Origin of the sequence: Klebsiella sp. 10982 (genome assembly GCF_048589245.1) — a bacterium.
GTDB classification, from domain to species: Bacteria; Pseudomonadota; Gammaproteobacteria; order Enterobacterales; family Enterobacteriaceae; genus Klebsiella; species Klebsiella quasivariicola.
The window spans coordinates 20,398-40,309 of the sequence record NZ_JBMAXV010000032.1 but is presented as its reverse complement, the minus strand read 5'-3'; the positions used below and the strand labels follow the sequence as shown (position 1 = coordinate 40,309).

The 19,912-nt window shown below is 60.2% G+C and carries 19 protein-coding genes; 11 read left to right on the top strand and 8 right to left on the bottom strand.

Translation table 11 applies throughout. The annotated features are described in order from the left end of the window. From eefC to ACKLKD_RS20660, 6 genes are all read left to right on the top strand, one after another. Positions 1–1,365 (top strand): multidrug efflux RND transporter outer membrane subunit EefC, encoded by a 1,365-nt coding sequence (gene eefC, locus ACKLKD_RS20685; protein WP_025713767.1) that lies wholly within the window; start codon positions 1–3, stop codon positions 1,363–1,365. Between the two features lie 45 nt (positions 1,366–1,410). After that, a complete protein-coding gene (locus tag ACKLKD_RS20680) occupies positions 1,411–2,574 on the top strand; it encodes a multidrug effflux MFS transporter (protein WP_025713766.1) in 1,164 nt (387 codons plus the stop codon). 162 nt (positions 2,575–2,736) lie between these two features. After that, complete coding sequence (gene murQ / locus ACKLKD_RS20675; protein WP_025713765.1) at positions 2,737–3,639, top strand: N-acetylmuramic acid 6-phosphate etherase; 903 nt, start codon at positions 2,737–2,739, stop codon at positions 3,637–3,639. Positions 3,640–3,663: 24 nt separating this feature from the next. After that, the gene (murP, locus tag ACKLKD_RS20670) at positions 3,664–5,094 is read left to right on the top strand and encodes a PTS N-acetylmuramic acid transporter subunit IIBC (protein WP_080897986.1); all 1,431 of its coding nucleotides are present in this window, start codon (positions 3,664–3,666) and stop codon (positions 5,092–5,094) included. Between the two features lie 151 nt (positions 5,095–5,245). Continuing rightward, entirely contained in the window at positions 5,246–6,148 is a 903-nt protein-coding gene (locus tag ACKLKD_RS20665) for a DMT family transporter (RefSeq protein ID WP_080897987.1), read from the top strand. A gap of 106 nt (positions 6,149–6,254) precedes the next feature. Beyond that, a complete protein-coding gene (locus ACKLKD_RS20660) occupies positions 6,255–6,545 on the top strand; it encodes a YicS family protein (protein ID WP_002923120.1) in 291 nt (96 codons plus the stop codon). Positions 6,546–6,548: 3 nt separating this feature from the next. On the opposite strand, the gene ACKLKD_RS20655 is transcribed toward ACKLKD_RS20660, so the two are convergent. The 4 genes from ACKLKD_RS20655 to galB are packed head-to-tail and all read right to left on the bottom strand — an operon-like array spanning position 6,549 to position 9,951. Then, positions 6,549–7,412 carry an NAD(P)-dependent oxidoreductase gene (locus ACKLKD_RS20655; RefSeq protein WP_080897988.1) on the bottom strand — a complete coding sequence of 288 codons (864 nt, stop codon included), beginning with the start codon at positions 7,410–7,412 and terminating at the stop codon, positions 6,549–6,551. Between the two features lie 2 nt (positions 7,413–7,414). Beyond that, positions 7,415–8,500, bottom strand: a complete 1,086-nt coding sequence (locus ACKLKD_RS20650) for a 4-oxalomesaconate tautomerase (protein ID WP_080897989.1) — start codon at positions 8,498–8,500, stop codon at positions 7,415–7,417. Continuing rightward, positions 8,501–9,214 (bottom strand): 4-carboxy-4-hydroxy-2-oxoadipate aldolase/oxaloacetate decarboxylase, encoded by a 714-nt coding sequence (locus tag ACKLKD_RS20645; RefSeq protein WP_008806775.1) that lies wholly within the window; start codon positions 9,212–9,214, stop codon positions 8,501–8,503. Next, positions 9,211–9,951 (bottom strand): 4-oxalmesaconate hydratase, encoded by a 741-nt coding sequence (galB, locus tag ACKLKD_RS20640; protein WP_008806774.1) that lies wholly within the window; start codon positions 9,949–9,951, stop codon positions 9,211–9,213. Before galB ends, ACKLKD_RS20645 begins: the two co-directional genes overlap by 4 nt. Before the next feature lie 127 nt (positions 9,952–10,078). On the opposite strand from galB, the gene ACKLKD_RS20635 reads away from it, so the two are divergent. Then, positions 10,079–11,305, top strand: a complete 1,227-nt coding sequence (locus ACKLKD_RS20635) for a LysR family transcriptional regulator (protein WP_080897990.1) — start codon at positions 10,079–10,081, stop codon at positions 11,303–11,305. On the opposite strand, the gene ACKLKD_RS20630 is transcribed toward ACKLKD_RS20635, so the two are convergent. The 3 genes from ACKLKD_RS20630 to ACKLKD_RS20620 all read right to left on the bottom strand — a co-directional run bounded on the left by ACKLKD_RS20630 (position 11,302) and on the right by ACKLKD_RS20620 (position 15,101). Continuing rightward, positions 11,302–12,564: a gallate dioxygenase gene (locus ACKLKD_RS20630; RefSeq protein ID WP_080897991.1), complete on the bottom strand. Its 1,263-nt coding sequence runs from the start codon at positions 12,562–12,564 to the stop codon at positions 11,302–11,304. The two genes, ACKLKD_RS20635 and ACKLKD_RS20630, sit on opposite strands and share 4 nt — an antisense overlap. A gap of 13 nt (positions 12,565–12,577) precedes the next feature. Then, positions 12,578–13,948: an MFS transporter gene (locus ACKLKD_RS20625; protein WP_080897992.1), complete on the bottom strand. Its 1,371-nt coding sequence runs from the start codon at positions 13,946–13,948 to the stop codon at positions 12,578–12,580. Between the two features lie 211 nt (positions 13,949–14,159). Continuing rightward, positions 14,160–15,101 carry a LacI family DNA-binding transcriptional regulator gene (locus ACKLKD_RS20620; protein ID WP_080897993.1) on the bottom strand — a complete coding sequence of 314 codons (942 nt, stop codon included), beginning with the start codon at positions 15,099–15,101 and terminating at the stop codon, positions 14,160–14,162. Between the two features lie 293 nt (positions 15,102–15,394). On the opposite strand from ACKLKD_RS20620, the gene ACKLKD_RS20615 reads away from it, so the two are divergent. From ACKLKD_RS20615 to ACKLKD_RS20600, 4 genes are all read left to right on the top strand, one after another. Next, positions 15,395–15,709: a PTS sugar transporter subunit IIB gene (locus tag ACKLKD_RS20615; protein ID WP_025713757.1), complete on the top strand. Its 315-nt coding sequence runs from the start codon at positions 15,395–15,397 to the stop codon at positions 15,707–15,709. An 11-nt stretch (positions 15,710–15,720) separates the two neighbouring features. Further along, positions 15,721–17,043: a PTS cellobiose transporter subunit IIC gene (locus tag ACKLKD_RS20610; RefSeq protein ID WP_008806769.1), complete on the top strand. Its 1,323-nt coding sequence runs from the start codon at positions 15,721–15,723 to the stop codon at positions 17,041–17,043. A 97-nt stretch (positions 17,044–17,140) separates the two neighbouring features. Then, positions 17,141–17,443, top strand: a complete 303-nt coding sequence (locus ACKLKD_RS20605; protein ID WP_002923158.1) for a PTS lactose/cellobiose transporter subunit IIA — start codon at positions 17,141–17,143, stop codon at positions 17,441–17,443. A 144-nt stretch (positions 17,444–17,587) separates the two neighbouring features. Continuing rightward, entirely contained in the window at positions 17,588–18,967 is a 1,380-nt protein-coding gene (locus ACKLKD_RS20600) for a carbohydrate porin (RefSeq protein WP_080897994.1), read from the top strand. Between the two features lie 146 nt (positions 18,968–19,113). Here ACKLKD_RS20600 and phnV read toward each other — a convergent pair whose 3' ends face one another. Then, a complete protein-coding gene (gene phnV / locus ACKLKD_RS20595; RefSeq protein ID WP_025713854.1) occupies positions 19,114–19,911 on the bottom strand; it encodes a 2-aminoethylphosphonate ABC transport system, membrane component PhnV in 798 nt (265 codons plus the stop codon). Position 19,912 lies beyond the last annotated feature (1 nt).

The following is a 19,912-nucleotide window of genomic DNA, read 5'->3' as shown; positions in this document are numbered from 1 at the left end:
ATGTTTCGTTTGAGTGTAGTGTTTATCGCGCTCCTGACCGCGGGCTGCGTCTCGCTTGACCCGCATTATGATCGCCCGGCCGCGCCGGTGCCGGCCACCCTGCCCGGGGCGCACGGCGAATCGACGGCGGTGGTCGGCGACTGGCAGAAAGTGGTCAATGACGCGCGGCTGAAAAAAGTGGTCAGCATCGCGCTAAACAGCAACCGCGATGTGCAAAAAGCGCTGGCCGATATCGAGGCCGCGCGCGCCCAGTACGGCGAGACGCGGGCGTCGCTGTTTCCCACCGTTGATGCCGAACTGAGCCACACCCGCAGCAAAACGGTAGCCAGCGGCCTGAGCTCCGCCTCGCAGGCCGACGGCGCGGTCTCCAGCTTCGAACTGGACTTGTTCGGCAAGAACCAGAGCCTGTCGCGCGCGGCGCGCGAAACCTGGCTTGCCAGCGAATTCACCGCGCAGAATACCCGGCTGACGATGATTGCCGATTTGACCACCGCCTGGGTGACGCTGGCGACGGATAACAGCAATCTGGCGCTGGCGCAGCAGACCATGGACAGCGCAGCAAACTCGCGCAACATCGTCGCCCGCCAGATGGCGGTGGGTACCGCCTCCGCCGGCGACTTAAGCTCGGCGGAAAGCGTCTATCAGCAGGCCCGCGCCAGCGTCGCCAGCTACCGCACGCTGGTGGCGCAGGATAAAAACGCCATTAACCTGCTGGCGGGGGACACCGTGCCGGAGAGCCTGCTGCCCGGCACCCTCGAGAGCCTGGGGGATAACAGTATTGCGCTGGTGCCGGCGGGCGTGTCATCGTCGGTGCTGCTGCGTCGGCCGGACATTCAGGAAGCGGAGCACAATCTGAAGAGCGCCAATGCCGATATCGGCGCGGCGCGGGCGAACTTCTTCCCGTCGATTTCCCTGACCGCCAGCGCCGGGGTCGGCAGCGACTCGCTGTCGTCGCTGTTCAGCCACGGGATGCAGGTGTGGTCGTTCGCCCCGTCCATCAGCCTGCCGCTGTTCACCGGCGGCAGCAACCTGGCGCAGCTGCGCTATGCGGAAGCGGAGAAAAAGGGGCTGATCGCCACCTACGAGAAATCGATTCAGAGCGCGTTTAAGGATGTTGCCGATGCGCTGGCGCGCCGGGAAACGCTGAGCGAAGAGCTTGATGCCCAGCGGCAGTACGTCGCCGCCGAACAGGCATCGCTGGATATCGCCATGAAAAGCTATCAGGCCGGGGTCGGTGATTATCTGTCGGTGCTCACCGCCCAGCGCACGCTGTGGTCGGCGAAAACGACGCTGCTGTCCCTGCAGCAAACCGACCTCAATAACCGGATCACCCTCTGGCAATCGCTGGGCGGCGGCGCCAGTTAAACTTACCCGCCGGGCGGCCGCGCCCGGCCTCTACAAGGAATTGTTATGGCACGTGTTTCCCTCTCCTGGGCGCTGATCCTCGGTCTGCTGTCGGGTATCGGCCCGCTGTGCACGGATTTTTATCTGCCGGCGCTGCCGGAAATTACTCAGCAGCTGCAGGCCACCAGCACCCAGACCCAGCTGTCGCTGACCGCCGCGCTGATTGGCCTCGGCCTGGGTCAGCTGTTTTTCGGCCCGCTGAGCGACCGCATTGGCCGCCTGAAACCGCTGGTGCTGTCGCTGCTGCTGTTTATCTTTTCTTCGGCGATGTGCGCCCTGACCCGCGATATCAACATACTGATTGTCTGGCGTTTTTTACAAGGCTTTGCGGGCGCTGGCGGCTCGGTGCTGTCGCGGTCCATTGCCCGCGATAAATACCAGGGCACCCTGCTGACCCAGTTTTTCGCCCTGCTGATGACCGTGAACGGCATTGCGCCGGTGCTGTCCCCGGTGCTGGGCGGCTACGTTATCACCGCCTTCGACTGGCGAATTCTCTTCTGGACAATGGCCGCCATCGGCGGCGTGCTGCTGGTGATGAGCCTGGCGATCCTGCGGGAAACGCGCCCGGCCGCAGCAACGCATACTGCCCGCCAGCAACCCGGCCAGCCGGTGCTGAAAAATCGCCGCTTTTTGCGCTTCTGCCTGATTCAGGCGTTTATGATGGCCGGGCTGTTCTCCTACATCGGCTCCTCTTCCTTCGTGATGCAGAGCGAATACGGCATGAGCGCCATGCAGTTCAGTCTGCTGTTCGGTCTGAACGGTATCGGGCTGATCATCGCCGCGATGACCTTTTCCCGTCTGGCGCGTCGCTTTAGCGCCGACGCCCTGCTGCGCGGCGGCCTGACGCTGGCGGTGAGCTGTGCGGCGGTCATGCTGCTGTTTGCCTGGCTGCAGCTGCCGGTGCTGGCCCTGGTCGGCCTGTTCTTTACCGTGTCGCTGATGAGCGGCATCAGCACCGTCGCCGGCGCGGAGGCGATGAGCGCCGTCGACGCCGCGCAGTCCGGGACCGCGTCCGCACTGATGGGCACCCTGATGTTTGTCTTCGGCGGCATCGCCGCGCCGCTGGCGGGCCTCGGTGGTGAAACGATGCTGAAAATGAGCCTCGCGATGGCCATTTGCTATCTGCTGGCGCTGCTGCTGGGCCTCAGCAAGCCGCGCAGCGCGCGCTAAACGCCAGGTGCGGTAATAAAATATTCCAGATTTATTACCGCACTATTTCCCGCCATACCTACCATTCTCCTATTATTCTCCGCGTACTAATCGTGATACTCTTCACAGGCAAGGAATAAATAATTCCTTATACTGCGCGCCACTGAGAATAACGAGGTTTCTATGAGTATCGACCTGAGCAAACTGCTGACCGAGCGACGCAACGCCAACAGCGCCAACATTGACACCCTCTCCACCCTCGACATGCTGACGGTGATAAACCAGGAAGACCAGCAGGTAGCCCAGGCGATTACGCCCTATCTGCCGCAGATTGCCGAGGTGGTGGATAAGGTCGCGACGGCGCTGCAGGCCGGTGGCCGCTTGATTTATATCGGCGCGGGTACCTCAGGGCGTCTGGGGATCCTCGATGCCAGCGAATGCCCGCCAACCTTCGGCACCCGCCCGGAGCAGGTGGTGGGGATCATCGCCGGCGGACATAAAGCGATTCTCAGCGCCGTGGAAAACGTGGAAGACAACAAAGCGCAGGGGGCGATGGATCTGCAGAACCTGAACTTCAGCCAGCGCGATGTGCTGGTGGGGCTGGCGGCCAGCGGACGCACGCCGTACGTCATTGGCGCCATGGAATACGCCCATCGTCAGAATGCCTTTGTCGCCATCGTCAGCTGTAACCCGCATGGTGAAATGGCCCAGCTGGCGGACGTGGCGATCACCCCAGTGGTCGGCCCGGAAGTGGTCACCGGCTCTACCCGTCTGAAAGCCGGTACCGCGCAGAAGCTGGTGCTGAACATGATCTCCACCGGGGCGATGATCCGCGTCGGCAAGGTGTACAGCAACCTGATGGTGGATGTGGAAGCGACCAACGCCAAGCTGATTGAGCGCCAGGTCTCTATCGTGATGGAGGCCACCGACTGCGATCGCGCCACCGCCCAGAAGGCGCTGGAGGCCTGCGGCCGCCACTGTAAAACGGCGATCGTGATGGTGCTGGCGGACTTAAGCGCCGCAGAGGCGCAGTCGCTGCTGGCGAAAAACAACGGCTATATCCGCAAGGCGCTCAGCAACACCTGAGCGCCGACAGACAGGTAACGGGCAATGGCAAAAATAACGAAAGAGATGATAGCGCGGATCCTCGCCCACGTGGGCGGCGCCGCAAACGTCGCGCAGGCAGGCAACTGCATGACGCGCCTGCGCTTGACCCTGCGCGATGAAAGCCTGGCCAACAGCGCCGCCATCCGCCAGATTGACGGCGTGATGGGGGTGATCGTCAGCGATGAGCAGTTCCAGGTGGTGCTCGGCCCCGGCAAGGCGCAGACCGCCGCGGAAATGATGAACGGCCTGCTGGAAGAGGCGCCCGCCGCGCCGTCGCTGGCCGACATCGCAGCAGAGAAAAAGCAGGCGCTGAAGGGCAGGCAGACCAGCGCGGTGCAGAAATTTCTCGCTAAATTCGCCACCATCTTTACGCCGCTGATCCCCGGCTTTATTGCCGTCGGGCTGCTGCTGGGCTTTGCTACCCTGGCGGAACAGGTCTTCGTGCTGGAGAACGCCCATCCGAACGCCAGCCTGGTGGCGCTGATTGGCTATATGAAGGTCTTCAGCAAAGGGATGTTTACCTTCCTGAGTATCCTGATTGGCTATAACGCGCAGAAAGCCTTCGGCGGCTCCGGCGTGAACGGCGCGATTATCGCCTCGCTGTTCGTGCTGGGCTACAACCCGGAGGCAACCAGCGGCTTCTACGCCGGCATTTCCACCTTCTTCGGCCACGGCATTGACCCGCGCGGCAATATCATCGGCGTACTGATCGCCGCTATCCTTGGGGCGTGGGTTGAGCGTCAGGTGCGGCGAGTGATGCCCGCCAACCTCGATATGATCCTGACTTCGGCGGTGACCCTGCTGATCATGGGCGCAGTGACCTTTACGGTGATCATGCCGATTGGCGGCTGGTTGTTTACCGGCATGTCATGGCTGTTCCTGCATCTTAACGGCAACCCGTTTGGCTCGGCGGTGCTGGCCGGCCTGTTCCTGCTGGCGGTGATGTTTGGTGTGCATCAGGGGTTTGTGCCGGTCTATTTTGCGCTGGTGGACGCCCAGGGCTTTAACTCGCTGTTCCCGATCCTGGCGATGGCCGGGGCCGGGCAGGTGGGGGCGGCGCTGGCGCTGTTCTGGCGGGCGAAGCGCGATTCGCTGCTGCGAACCCAGATTAAAGGGGCGATTATTCCGGGCTTCCTCGGGATTGGCGAGCCGCTGATCTACGGCGTCACCCTGCCGCGGATGAAGCCGTTTGTCACCGCCTGCCTCGGCGGTGCCTGCGGCGGGTTCTTCGTCGGACTGATCGCCTGGCTGGGGCTGCCGGTCGGCCTGAACACGGTGTTCGGCCCGTCCGGTCTGGTGGCGCTGCCGCTGATGACCTCCGGCAGCGGAATTTACGCCGGGATGGCGGTCTACGCCGGCGGACTGGCGGTCTCCTACCTGTGCGGCTTTGTCCTCACCTGGCTGTTCGGCAGTAAAAATATCGATTTAAGCTAGAACGCGACTGTCGGGTAGTGCCCGGTGGCGGCTTCGCCTTACCGGGCCTGCAACATCGTTACGCCGCCGCGCCCGACTACCATTTCCTGCCCCGCCGTCCGGGCGGGCGCATGCTATGATTCCCCTTTGTCATATTTCGCTTGAGGAAAAGATGGGCTCCAGCAAAAAAGGGATGCTGAACGTACTGATTGCCGCCGTGCTGTGGGGCAGTTCCGGGGTGTGTGCGCAATTTATTATGCAGGAAAGCCAGATGTCGTCGCCGTTTCTGACCATGACGCGTCTGCTGTTCGCCGGGCTGATCCTGCTGATGCTCGGCTTTGTTCACGGCGACCGCATTTTTCGCGTGCTGCAAAACCGCCGCGACGCCCTCAGTCTGCTGTTTTTCTCGCTGTTTGGCGCGTTAACCGTGCAGTTCACCTTTCTGATGACCATTGAAAAATCCAATGCCGCCACGGCCACGGTGCTGCAATTCCTGTCGCCGACGATCATCGTCGCCTGGTTCGCCCTCGCCCGCAAAGCGCGTCCCACGCCGCTGGTGCTGGGGGCTATCTGCACCTCGCTGGCGGGCACCTTTCTGCTGGTGACTCACGGCAACCCAACGACGCTGTCGATTTCGCCGGCGGCGCTGTTCTGGGGGATCGCCTCGGCGTTTGCCGCCGCCTTTTATACCACCTATCCCTCGACGCTGATTGCCCGCTACGGGACGCTGCCGATCGTCGGCTGGAGCATGCTGTTCGGCGGCGCGATGCTGCTGCCGTTTTACGGCGGCCAGGGCACCAACTTTGTGGTTAACGGCAGCCTGCTGTTAGCTTTTTTCTATCTGGTGGTGATCGGTACCTCGCTGACCTTCAGCCTCTATCTCAACGGCGCGCAGAAGATTGGCGGCGCCAAAGCCGGGATCCTCAGCTGCGCCGAACCGCTGAGCAGCGCCCTGCTGTCGCTCCTGCTGCTGGGGATCACCTTCACGCTGCCGGACTGGCTGGGCACCCTGCTGATCCTCGCGTCGGTGGTGCTGATCGCCATCGACTCGCGGCGGCGGGTGAGAGCCGCCTGAGCAGGCGAGAAAAAGCGCATTTTCAACAAGTTAAACTGTCCGCTATTTGCGTGTTTTCGCGCCTGCGCATATAGTTGACGAGAGCGATTACGGAAGGAGAAGCCTGATGAAAGCATGTTGGATGGTATGCCTGGTCACCGCCCTGAGCGCCACGTCGGCGTGGGCCGAATCACCGCTGCAAAGCCTGCAGTTCGAGCAGCAAAAGCAGCAGGTGCTCAAAGCGGTGAAGGAAAAATGCGCGCCAGCAAGCCACCTCAGCGATAACGATTTTGCCAATAAAGTGCTGGCGACCGACGGTAACAAGAACGCGGTCCGCGAAGCAACGCTGGCGAAAGAGCGCAATAACCAAAAAAGCTACCAGGCCGCAATCGACAAAATCGTCTGTCCGGCCAAATAGCGGTTATTTCAGCCTGGCGACCAGCGTTTTCCAGTCAAACGGCGTCAGCTGCCTGTAGCTCAGGCTACGGGCGGCCATCTGCTCCGGCAGCTGGCGCTGGCTTTTCGCGATCGCCTCGCTCATTATCCCGGCGCTCCCCACGTCACGCAGGGTTTTCACCACCTCTTCCATCTCTTCGCTGCGCCGAATGCCATGTTCCGCCACCCGGCTGATCAGATAGTCGGGGAACGCGCCTGTCCAGCCCAGAGAGGGGAAACTATGATGCAAGGAGCTAAGCACCTCCTCCTCGACGCCATATTCACGGGCTGCGAACAGGCATTCTGTGGTGAGTGCTTCAAGACCCTTGATCATCACGCTGCGGCACATTTTTATCGCCGACACCTGGCCCACCGTACTGGCGCCATAGCGGGCATTCAGCCCCAGCCCCTGCAGACGCGGCGCGATCGCCTCCGCCTGCGGCCCACCGATCAATAACGGTGTCTGCAATCGGGCGGGCGGTACCGGCGCCATCACCGCGACATCAATGTAGGCGCCGGGCAGAAAATGAGCGGCGGCCTGCCGTTTTGTCTCCGGCGCCACGGAGTTGAGATCGAGGAAGTATTGCCCCGGCTGCAGCAGCGCCGCAGCCTGCTGCGCCACCTTTAGCGCCTCACCCGCGGTCACAGTAGAGAAAACCAGCGTAGCCCCCTCCAGCGCCTGCGCCAGCGAATTCCCCACCTGAACGCGCGAGTCACGGGCTTTTTTGCCCATCGCCTCTCGCGCCGGGCCATTGAGCTTGCAATCCCACATGGTCACCGTATGCTCACGGGCCAGATCCGCCGCCAGAATGCCACCCGCCTCGCCAAAACCAATAAACGCGATTGTCATCATCACTCCTCACGCGGCCAGACGCGGGCCGGAATAAAAACCTCGCCAGCAAACAGCAGTCGCGCCGTGCGTAACAGGCCGCAGCCTGCCAGGGCACCGTCAGCGTCAAGCTGAAGCGTCACGCTAAATTCGCCTGTCGGATGCTCAACGCTGAGCAGCGGCGTAGCGCCAGGCGTCACCTGCGCCATGCCCTGCGCGACGGATCCGGGGAGCAGACAGGCGCTGGCCACACTCACCGCGCCAAACACGCCGATCGACGCGTGGCAGCGGTGGGGGATAAAGGTGCGGCTGCTGATGGCGCCGCCGTGTCGCGGCTCGGCGATCAGGGTCATCTTGGGCACCGTGCGCTGGCTGACGTCGCCAAGCTGCATCAGCGGCCCGGCCTGCAGGCGAATCGACTCCAGGCGACGTTTCAGCGCGTCGTCATTATCCAGTTGTTCGCGCGTCTCATAGCCGGTGCAACCGAGGTCGCAAGCGCGCAGCAGGATCACCGGCATACCGTTATCGATGCAGGTCACCTCAACGCCGTCAAAACGGTCACGGACCCGGCCGGTCGGCAGCAGCGCCCCGCAGCTGGAGCCGGCGACATCAAGAAAATGGAGCAGGATCGGGCTGGCGCTGCCCGGCACGCCATCGATACGGCTCTCGCCGACGTAGTTGACCCCGTCGGCGTCACAGGGGATCTCTGCCACCGCCAGTTGCCCCGTGTTCTCCATAAAAATACGCACCCGCGTGAGCGGCGCATCGTGGCGAACCAGCCCGCGCTCGATGGCGAAAGGGCCAACGGCGGCGAGAATATTGCCGCAGTTTTGGCCGTAATCCACGGTGGCCGCCGCCACGTTCACCTGGGCAAACAGATAGTCCACATCGGCGTCAGGCCGTGCGGAGCGGCGGATAATCGCCACTTTACTGGTCAGCGGATCGGCGCCGCCGATCCCGTCAATTTGCCGGGGATCAGGCGAGCCCATCACCGCCAGCAGCACCGCATCACGTTGCACCGGATCGGCAGGCAGATCGTCAGCCAGAAAACAGGCTGCCTTCGAGGTGCCGCCGCGCATCCATAGACTGGGGATTCCGCGTTGCGCCATTTATTCCTCCACCTCGTCTGCGCGGTCGTAATACCGCAGTCCCTTTTCCGCCAGACGCGGGCGCATCGCGTAAATATCCAGCCCCAGCTCGCCATGGCGCATCCGCTCACGCTTCGCAAGCTCATTGCTCATGCGGGCTTCCGCTTTATCAAGCACATCACGGACCTGCGCGTGAGGCAGCACCACGACGCCATCGTCGTCGGCCACCACGACATCGCCCGGCTGCACAAGCTGGCCTGCGCAAATCACCGGGACGTTAACCGAACCGAGGCTCTCTTTCACCGTTCCCTGGGCATAAACCTGACGGGACCAGACGGCGAATCCCATCTCCCGCAACGTTTGCGAATCGCGAATGCCGATATCGCCCACCAGCCCCACCACGCCGCGCGATTGCAGAGACGTCGCCAGCAGATCGCCGAAGAAGCCATCGCCGCACGGCGAGGTCGGGGCCACCACCAGAATATCGCCGGCGCGGCACTGCTCGACCGCGACATGAAACATCCAGTTGTCGCCTGGCGTCACCAGCACGGTTACCGCGTTGCCCGCCCGGCTGACGCCCTGCTGAATCGGCCGGATTGCCGGCCCCATCAGCCCCTGACGATCCCAGGCTTCATGGAGCGTCGCTACCCCGGCCGCCTCACAGCGGCGCAAAACCGCCTCGTCATGGCGCGGCAGATGGCGGATCACAAGGCCTTTTTTATTTAACAGGTTCATGCCAGGTTCTCCGTTACGCGCGGGAAGATGCTCTGGAAGGCTTCGCCGTGAACGATATCGCGCGCGGCCGTGATGCCGATATTGCGCTTGGCCTGCACCCCGCGCTGCAGCGCCACGCGGGTGTAGTACTCCCACAGATGCTCCTGACCCTGCATGCACTGAATGGCCTGATACTTTTTCTCCCAGACGGCGGTGATGTCCAGCAACACATCGGGTTTCCAGTTGCACTGCTCCGGCTGGTGCGGTTCGAAACAGTAAACCGGGGGAGCAGCGACAATTTTCTCGCCTGGGCGATAGCCTTCTGCCTGGGCGATAATCCGCGCTTCCTGCGCCAGATGGGAGGCCAGGGGATGATCGTAGTTATAGGGATCGTGCAGGGAGTGCGTCAGGACAAAGTGGGGCTGGATGCGGCGATACACATCCGCCAGACGAAATAGCGTCTCTTTATCGGCGCGCAGCGGATAGTCGCCGATATCAAAAAATTCGACGCTGGCGCCCAGGATCTCAGCGGCGGCCTGCGCCTCTTCGCGACGCACCTGCTTCACCGCCTCCTCGGTCATGTTGCCTTTGCGCCACAGTTTGGCGGACTCGCCGCGCTCGCCAAAGGATAAACAGACCACGTGGACCTGATAGCCCTGCAGGGCATGCAGCGCTATCGCACCGCCCGCGCGCCAGACGAAATCGGCCGAGTGGGCGCTGACGACAAGGGCACTTTTTTCGCTAACCGGATGAGACATGATGGCTTCCTCTGTTGTTTTTTTCAGCTTGTCATGTCCCGTCGCAGGGAGGTAATTCGTTAACTTGCGAAGGCTATGATTTTTATTTATGTTGTCGATTCACTCACTGTTTCAGGCCTGACGAACAATGCTGAAGAGAAAGCACGATAAAATTATAAATATCATGCAGCTGCGCTTTTTCTGTCAGGTCGCGCTGCGCGGCAGCGTCTCGCGTGCGGCCGATGACTTATTCCGCACGCAGTCAGCAATAACCCGGGCGATCCGCGACCTTGAAGCCGCGTTGAACGTCACGCTGTTCGAACGCCATTACAGCGGCATGGTGCCCACCGAGTATGGCAAGTGCATCCTGCCGCGCGCCCGGCGGGCGATTGACGACCTGCAGGCCATCCCGGCGCTGTTGCAGAAACACCATACCCGCAGCAGCGGCCCGCTGGCGGACGCCGGCTGGCTGTTCAATACCCGCCGGTTAGCCATTTTTATTCAGCTCTATCACGTCAACCATACCCAAACCGTCGCGCAACAGTTGGGGATCACTCAGCCGGCGGTCAGTGCCGCGCTGAAGGTCCTGGAAAAAGGAGCGGATTCGGCGCTATTTCGCCGGACGCCAGAAGGGGTGCGCCCCACGCCCGCCGCGGAGCTACTCTATCCCCCGGTCAGCAGAGCGCTCAACGAGCTGGAAAATATCTGGAGCGATCTCGCCGCCCGTCGCGGGGTGCTGGAGGGTAGCGTGCGCATTGGCGCCCTGCCGCTGAGCCGGACCCGGCTACTGCCCTCCGCCATCGCCGCCTTTCTGGCCCAGCACCCGGGCATCACCCTCATGACCAATGAAAGCCCGTATGAGTCGCTGGTCGCCGATATGCGGGCAGGTAATATCGATTTTATTATCGGCGCCCTGCGCCAGGATGAAGATCTCCCGGACCTCTGTAGCGAAGCGTTATTCGAAGAGGATATGTTGATTTTACTGCGTAATAACCACCCGCTGCTGCGCCATCCGGATCCGCGCAGCCAGCTGGCGACCGCGCAATGGGTGCTGCCGCGCGCCAACGCGCCGGCGCGCCATTTGCTGGATAAGGCGTTTGTCACCCTGGGGCTGCCGCTGCCCCAGCCGACGGTGGAGACCGGGGATGCGGCAATGGTGCGAGGATTGCTGCAGGACTCCGACATGCTGGCGGCGGTCTCCGCCAGCCAGATGCGTTTTGAGACAGACAATGGGCTGCTCAGCGTGTTGCCGGTCCCCCTGCCCGATACCACCCGGCGTATCGGGCTGACGTTTCGCGCCGGTAGCCTGCCCTCCCCGGCGACGCAGGCGCTGTTGCGTTTTATCTATCAGCAGGTTCAGGACGGGACCGTTTAACGTTTACCCGCCACCGAATAGGTTACCTGTTGGTTGCGCGTTTGCTGAAACGCCTCCAGCGTCTGCCCGCGCATCGCGGCGTAAATATGCAGGTTGGATACACCGACCACCGCGCCCATTTTCTCCAGCAGGAAGAAACTGGCGCCATACTGAATCAATCCCCGCCAGTCGCGCGCGTTGAGCAACTGCTGTTCCTCCTCACTCAGTCCGGCTTCGGCATAAAGCGACTGAGGCGACTGCAGAAAACGTTCGCGCCAGGCAGGCTCAATCAGCCGATGCAGGAAACGGTTAAGCCGCAAGCCATTCAGGCTGCGCTCGTGGGTAAAAGGATAGGTTCCCGGTAGTTTCTCCACCCCGGCCAGCTGCTGCGCCATATGCTGGCGATGGCGCGTCAGGGTATCGACGGGAGGCAGGCGCGCATTGTTCTCAAGGATCAGCGTGGCGATACCGGTCATCGACGGCAGGTAATAGTCGCGCCAGGTTTCGGTGACATTGGCTGATAGCGCGCCGCGCATCACCAGCCACATGATCACTTCGGACCCCTCCATCCCCCCCAGCTCGGCATATTCGCCAAGGGTCATTTCGGTGAGCTTTTCCGGATCATTAACCAGCATGTCAACAAACTGGGCATCCCAGTCGGGATTATTAAATCCGCAGCGCTCGCCATGAACCTGATGCGAGAGGCCGCCGGTCGCGACAATCGCCACATTGAGATCTTCCGGGAAGCTTTCAATCGCCCGGCGCAGCGCCTGACCGAGTTTGTAACAACGACGCGCGCTCGGTACCGGAAATTGCAGCACGCCGATCTGTAACGGGATCACCGCCGTCGGCCATCCCTGCGCTTCATCCCAGGGCAACAGCGCCGAAAGCGGCGAGAAAAGGCCGTGGTCGAGCTTTTTATCCATAAAGAACGACATATCAAACTCATCGGCCATCAGGCTGGCGCCAATGTGCCTTGAGAGCGCCGCGTTGCCCTGGACCGGCGGCAGGCAGCGCGGTCCGCCGCCCTCATCGGCAACGTCATAGTGACTGTCGATTCCCAGCGTAAAAGTCGAATAGTGATCGAAGAAAAAGGCGGTTACATGATCATTAAAGATGTACACCAGCGCATCCGGTTTTTTCTCCTCCAGCCAGCGCTGCAGCGGTTCGAAGCTCTGGAAGATCGGCGCCCACGCCGGGTCCTGCTGTTTATGATGATCGACCGCGAAGCCGATAGTCGGGGTATGAGAGACGGCGATACCGCCGAGAATGTTAGCCATCAGATAACTCCACTTATCGGTGTTCCAGGGGGGATGACAAAGCGTCCAGTTCTGCCTCTGTGAGTCGAGGCTTAGCGTGATTCATACGGTGCAACAAAATACAGATCCCCGCCAGGCAGGCCGGCAGCGCAAGCACCAAAAAGATCGACGAGTGTCCCGGCACGGCCAGCATCAGCATCCCGCCCAGCGTGGAGCTGAGAATAGCCCCGGTACGGCCGATACCATGCATCCAGCTGACACCGGTAGCGCGGATCTCGGTTTGATAATAGGCTGGCGAATAGGCCTGCAGACCGTTCTGCGCGCCGTTAATGCACATCCCGCTGATGAAAATCAGCACCGACAGCGCCGCCGAACCGAAATCCATCAACCCCTGGGACAACAGGCACAGGCAGCCGAGGAAATAGGTTGCCGCAATCACCTCTTTCGCCGAAGCACGATCCATCAGCATACCGACAAGGATCCCGCCCAGCGGGCCGCCGAGCTGGAACAAGCCGGTCATCATCGCCGCCTGCTGCAGCGACAGCCCGCCGGAGCGGAGAATGGTTGGCAGCCAGCCGTTCAGCAGATAAATCACGAACAGCCCCATAAAATAGGTCAGCCACAGCGCTACCGTGCCGCGGGCATAACCATGCCGGAACAGCTGCGCCACTTTGCTGCTCCGCGTGATGGGCGGTGCATTGAGCTGGAAAACGGTTTCAGCCGTAAACTGGCCCCCAAGCCGGTTAAGCGCCCTGGCGATCTGCTCGCCCGGTAGTCGGCGCGCCACCATGTTCATCGCCGACTCCGGCAACATCACGATCATAAAGGGGAGCACCACGAGCGGCAGCACGCCGCCAAAAATCAGCGCCGAGTGCCAGCTGTAATGCGATAACAACCCGGCGGCGATAAAGCCGCCGAGGCCGGAACCCACGTTAAAACCGCTGTACATCAGGGTGATCATCACCCCTTTACGCCGCTCCGGCATATATTCCGCCACCAGCGTGACGCAGTTGGGCATCACGGCGCCAAGTCCAAGGCCGGTAAGAAAACGCATCAGCGCCAGCTGTGATGGGCTTTGCGCCACGGCGCCGGCCAGGCTGAACAGCGCAAACAGCGCCACCGACCAGAGTAAAATGCGTTTTCGGCCGTAGCGGTCAGAAAGCGGGCCCGCCACCAGGGCGCCGATGGCGACGCCGAACATGGCCGCCCCGAGTATCGGCCCCATTTCAGCCCGGCTGATGCCCCAGTCCTCAATGAGCGCCGGGGCGACAAAGCCCATCACCGCAGCGTCATAACCATCCAGCATAATGATGATGAAACAGAGTAGCAGCACGTTCCATTGAAAGCGCGAGACCGGGCGGGCATCTATCCACGCTTTCACATCGACAACGTTCGTGTGATTCATAGGGTGACATCCTCAAGCAGGCGGTACGAATGTTCTGGTTAGTGTTTTTTGAGTGGAACTTTCGTACTCAACTTAAGGCAGGTCACGCAGGCTGTCCGGTTCGAAAACCCGGCGTCAGATATGAGTTTTATTTATAATGTGAGGGATACGACAAAAACCAGCCAGCAAAAAACCCGCAGCCAACGGCGGCGGGTCAGGGCAAGAGTGGTGTTTAGTGCTTAGGAATAATTAAATCGCCGCGCAGCGGGCTGCTGCCCGGGTTGTCCGTTTTCTCGGTCAGCCAGTTGACGATCCGCGACGCCATCGCGTCCATGGAGTATTCAATCGCCGGGATAGTCGGGATACCGGGCAGCTGTAACGATCCAGCGAGACTAAACACCATGACATTTTGCGGAACAGCGCGGTTAAAGGCCTGCAGCTGCGGCACCACGCGCTGCGCCTGCAGCTCATCGCTCACCAGCAGCGCGTTAAAGTTCAGCGTCGTGGCGTTATTGACCAGCTCCTGCACCGCCACCGACGGTGAGGTGTTATCCAGAAACACCAGGTTGCGGTTAAACGGCAAAAAGTTTTTTTCCAGCGCGTGCTTATAGCCCAGCAGCACCTGATCGGCAAAGCCGCTGCTCTGCGGATGAATCAGCGCAATCTGCCGTCTTCCCTGGCTTATCAGATAGTGGCACGCGGTTTCGGCGGCAAAGGCATGATCGTACTGAATGCTGTTGTCGCCCTCGCTGTCGAGGCAGTCCACCAGCACCACGTCCGGGCGGTTAATATTCAGGGGGAAACGCGCGCCGATGATCAGCACGTTATCGCACAATCCGCAGGTCAACTCCTCCAGCGAGTTCATCACGCCGTTGCTGGTGTTGGCGAAGCGCAGCAGCAGGTGTTTCTGGTGCTGGCTGAGCTGTTTTTCCAGGGCGTAGAGATAGCTGGTGGTTTGATTGATGTTGTCCTGGGCGCAGATGACGCCGATGCAGCCGGTGGACTGACTGAGCAACGACTGGGCTATCATGTTTGGCCGGTAATTGAGCGCTTCCGCCGCCTGCAGTACCGCCTGACGACTGGCTTCCTTCACGCCACGTGAGCCGCTCAACACTCGCGACACCGTGGCTTTGGAAACCCCGGCAAGTCGTGAAACATCATTGATTGTCGACATCATTTTCCCCTGCGCGGGCGCCGCGTCCCGCCAAAATCCTGTAAACCTGAATCGCTTCAATTGTGACCAGCGCAGTATATCCATTTCGTCATTTGTTTGGAAACCGATTTTCCATTTCAGCGCAAAACATCGCCAAATCGACAGAATAATGTGAGCGAAATCCAATAAATCCGCCCCATAAGCAGGAGATCTTGACCACTATCACAGTTCTGCTTTTTATGAATGGAAACCGGTTTCCGTCTGATATCAAATCACCGACGCAATAACTTTTTACATTTTGAGGATGGTCGTCGATGTACAAGATTATGCTGTGCTGCTCTGCCGGGATGTCCACCAGTCTGCTGGTCAGAAAGATGGTGGAGGCGGCGAAGGAACGTGACCTGCCGGTGCAGATTGATGCCTATGGTGTTTCCGAATTTGACATGCAGTTTCCGCAGTATCAGGTGGTGTTGCTTGGCCCCCAGGTGAAATACATGTTGAAAACCCTGTCTGAGAAAGCGGCTTCCCTGAACATTCCCGTTCAGCCCATCGATACGATGGACTACGGTATGCAGCGGGGAGACAACGTCCTGAATTATGCTCTGTCGCTGATCCCAGCGGCGCACTGAGAGGTGTTGAAATGAGTTCTCTGTATCAGTCCATGATTGCCGTGATCGAGCAATCTATTACTCCGCTGGCAGGACGCCTTGGGCAGCAGAAATACGTTATCGCGATCCGCGATGGCTTTACTGCCGCCTTGCCGTTTATGATCATCGGCTCTTTCATGCTGGTATTTATCTTTCCGCCGTTTTCCCCCGATACCACCAACGGCTTTGCCCGCGGCTGGCTTGATTTCTCCCAGCATTACCGCGAACAGCTGATGCTGCCGTTTAACCTCAGCATGGGCGTGATGACCTTCTTTATCTCGGTCGGCATTGGCGCCAGCCTTGGTCGTCAGTTTCAGCTCGATCCGGTGATGTCCGGTCTGCTGGCGTTTATGGCCTTCCTGCTGGTCGCCGCGCCCTATGCCGATGGTAAAATTTCCACTCAGTATTTGTCCGGCCAGGGCATTTTCACCGCCCTGATCACCGCCATTTACTCCACCCGCGTCTACGCGTGGCTGAAGCAAAACAACATTACTATTCGTCTGCCGAAAGAGGTGCCGACCGGCGTCGCCCGTTCGTTTGAAATCCTGATCCCGGTGCTGGTGGTTATCGCCACTCTGCATCCGCTGAATCTGTTTATCGAAGCGCAGACCGGGATGATCCTGCCGCAGGCGATCATGCATCTGCTGGAGCCGCTGGTTTCCGCCTCCGACTCGCTGCCGGCGATTTTGCTCTCCGTTCTGATGTGCCAGATTTTCTGGTTCGCCGGGATCCACGGCTCGCTGATTGTCACCGGCATTATGAACCCGTTCTGGATGGCCAACCTGTCGGCAAACCAGGCGGCGCTGGCGGCGGGTACGGTACTGCCGCACGTCTATCTGCAGGGCTTCTGGGATCACTATCTGCTTATTGGCGGCGTCGGTTCGACCCTGCCGCTGGCTTTCCTGCTGCTGCGTAGTCGGGCTACCCATCTGCGGACCATCGGCAAGATGGGCATCGTGCCGAGCTTCTTTAATATCAACGAGCCGATCCTGTTCGGCGCGCCGATCATCATGAACCCGATGATGTTTATCCCCTTCGTCTGCGTACCGATGGTCAACGCGGTGCTGGCTTACGGCGCAACCCGTCTTGGCTGGCTGAGCCAGGTAGTGTCGCTGACGCCGTGGACCACGCCGGCCCCGATTGGCGCCTCGTGGGCGGCTAACTGGACCCTGAGTCCGGTGGTGATGTGCGTTATCTGCATGGTGATGTCGGCGGTCATTTACCTGCCGTTCCTGCGCGCTTATGAACGTTCCTTAATGAAAACCGAAGTTGAGAAAGCCAAAAATAGCGTTCCGGTGGCAGAAACCGTTAGCTAATCCCTCTCCTTCCGGAGAGATAATAAGATGACAGCGTAATAATGCAGAAAATGGACTTTCCCTGCATTATTAAATAATAAATACCTCAGGAATATACATGATTGAATTAGAAGATGCGGTAATGGAAATTATCGTTAATGCGGGACAGTCACGCTCATTATGTTTTGAAGCGCTGCATGCGGCCCGAACCGGAAATATCGACGAAGCGCGCTTACTCTTAAATGAGGCCGACGGCTACGCCCGCCGGGCGCATCAGATGCAGACCCAGCTCATCGGGCAGGATGCCGGTGAAGCGCGTCAGCCCATGACGCTGATTATGGTACATGCCCAGGATCATCTGATGAATTCGCTGCTGGCCCGTGAATTCTCAGAGGAATTAATCCATCTGTACCAGCGTTAATTAATATGGAATAACGTCAGCGAGAATATTATTCTCCGGCGTCGCTGTACCCTAAAAAACAAATCAGCTTATTTTGGTTATTTATTTTAGCCAGAATGGGATGGTTATTATCTGAAATATATTAATTATTAAAGCGAGATAACCATGAATACTGTGAAAAAACTGCCTTTAGCCATGGCGGTTGTCGCCGCGCTGTGCCCAATTTCTGTCATGGCCCAAGAATTTACGCAGGAACAGATCGACGCCATCGTCGCCAAAGCCGTTGATAAAGCGCTGGCCGACCGCCAGGCGAAAATTGACGCCGCGGCCGACAAAAAGGTCGACGTGATCACCAACCCGCAGACCACCGCCGCCTCGCCGGATATGGCCATTCCGTTCGGCCTCAAGTTCAGCGGCTACGCCCGCTATGGCGCCCACTTCCAGACCGGCGACCAGAAATATGTCGGCGTCGACGGCTCCTATAACGGCGCCTCGGCGATCGGCCGTCTGGGCAACGAAAGCAACGGCGGTGAATTCCAGATCAGCAAGGCCTTCAAAAGCGCGCAGGGGGCTATCTGGGATCTCAACGTGATGTTCGACCACTGGAGCGATGAAGTTAACCTGAAGAAGGCCTACGTCGGCGTCACCAACGTGCTGGAATCCAACCCCAACGCCTATATCTGGGCCGGGCGCGACTTCCACCAGCGTCCGCAACAGGGGATCAACGACTACTTCTGGATGAACCACGACGGCCAGGGCGCCGGGGTGAAGAACTTTGATATCGGCGGCGTGCAGTTTGACGTGGCGGCGGTGTCGCAGGTGAAATCCTGTAGCCCGGAAGTGATGGCCGATGAGACCAACCCGTCGCGCATCACCTGTACCGGCAGCTCCGACACTGGCGACAACGGCCACTACGCGCTGACCACCAAAACCCACAACATCAAGGCCGGGCCGATCGACGTCGAGGTGTACGCCAACTACGGCTTTGATTCGAAGGCGGTGGACAGCGACGCCCGCCTCGAAGCCTGGCAGGGCGGGCTGGTGCTGAGCCACACCAACGACAGCGGGGTGAACAAGGTGATCCTGCGCTACTCCGACAACTCGGATAACAGCGTCTACAACAAAACCGACGACCTGACCACGGTCTACGCCAGCTTCGAGGGCAACCATAAGTTCACCCAGCAGGCGCAGATCGAATACCTGCTGGCCTTCCATGACTACGACAACGGCAAGGACAATACCGACAACCGTAAAAACTACGGCGCCATCGTCCGGCCGATGTATTTCTGGAACGACGTGCACTCCACCTGGCTGGAAGCGGGCTACCAGCGCGTGGATTACGACCAGGGCGGGGATAACCACGGCTGGAAGCTGACGCTGTCGCAGAACATCGCCATCGGCATGGGGCCGGAGTTCCGTCCGATGCTGCGCTTCTACGTGACCGGTGGTCAGGTGGATAACGAGCATACCGCGAAGGTCAACAACACCAAAGACCAGCAGCTGGATTCGCTGAACGTCGGCGGGATGTTTGAGGCGTGGTTCTGATGCGATAGCGTTGTTGAAGGAGCGTTCCCGGCTGGCGCTACGCTTAGCCGGGCTACGACTGAGGAGGCCTGCGGGATCCCCCCAGGACCGGCAAGCGTAGCGCCGCCGGGCGGTCAGCCCCGTGCCCGGGTGGCGTTATCAATTCTTTATCTCTGGCTTAATCGGCGGGCGATACGCTCAAGCTTCATCATCAACAGCAGCGTGACGCCCACCAGCACAATGGTCAGCGCCGAGCCATCGGCGATATTGCCGCGATCGGTGAGGCTGAAAATGGTCACCGGCAGCGTCGTCCAGCCCGGCGGATAGATCATCACCGTCGCCCCCAACTCTCCCATCGACAGCGACAGGCTCAGCGCCAGCGCTGAAATCATCCACGGCGTCATCAGCGGCAGCGTCACATGGCGCAGGCGATACCACGGTGAAGCGCCCAGGCTTGAGGCGACGTTTTCAATATCGGCGGAAATCCGCGCCAGCCCGGTGGTTACGTTGCTGAAGGTAAAGGCGGAGATCAGCACGAAGTGCGCCGCCAGAACGATAAAGAAGGTGCCGTTCATCTGCAGCGGCCCCTGGCTGAACGCCACCAGAATGCCCAGCCCGACGGAAACCGAGGGGATGGCGCTGGGCAGATAAAACGCCAGGCCAAGATATTTCTGTAGCCTCGCGCCATACTGGCGCAGCGCCAGCGCCGCCCACATCCCACACAGCAGCGCCAACAGGCTGGCGCAGAAGCCCACCATCAGGCTCGAAAACAGCGAATCCCACGCCGCGCCGCGAAAGGCGTTAACAAAGTGGGCAAAGGTAAAGCCGGTGGGCAGCAGGCCATTCCATTGTTTACTCAAGCTGGAGAGTAAAATCACCGCCAGCGGCAGCAGGAAAACGCCGGCAAATAGCGTGACCGCCAGCGCGCCCGCCGCCGCGCGGCCTTTACGCGACCAAATCAACATC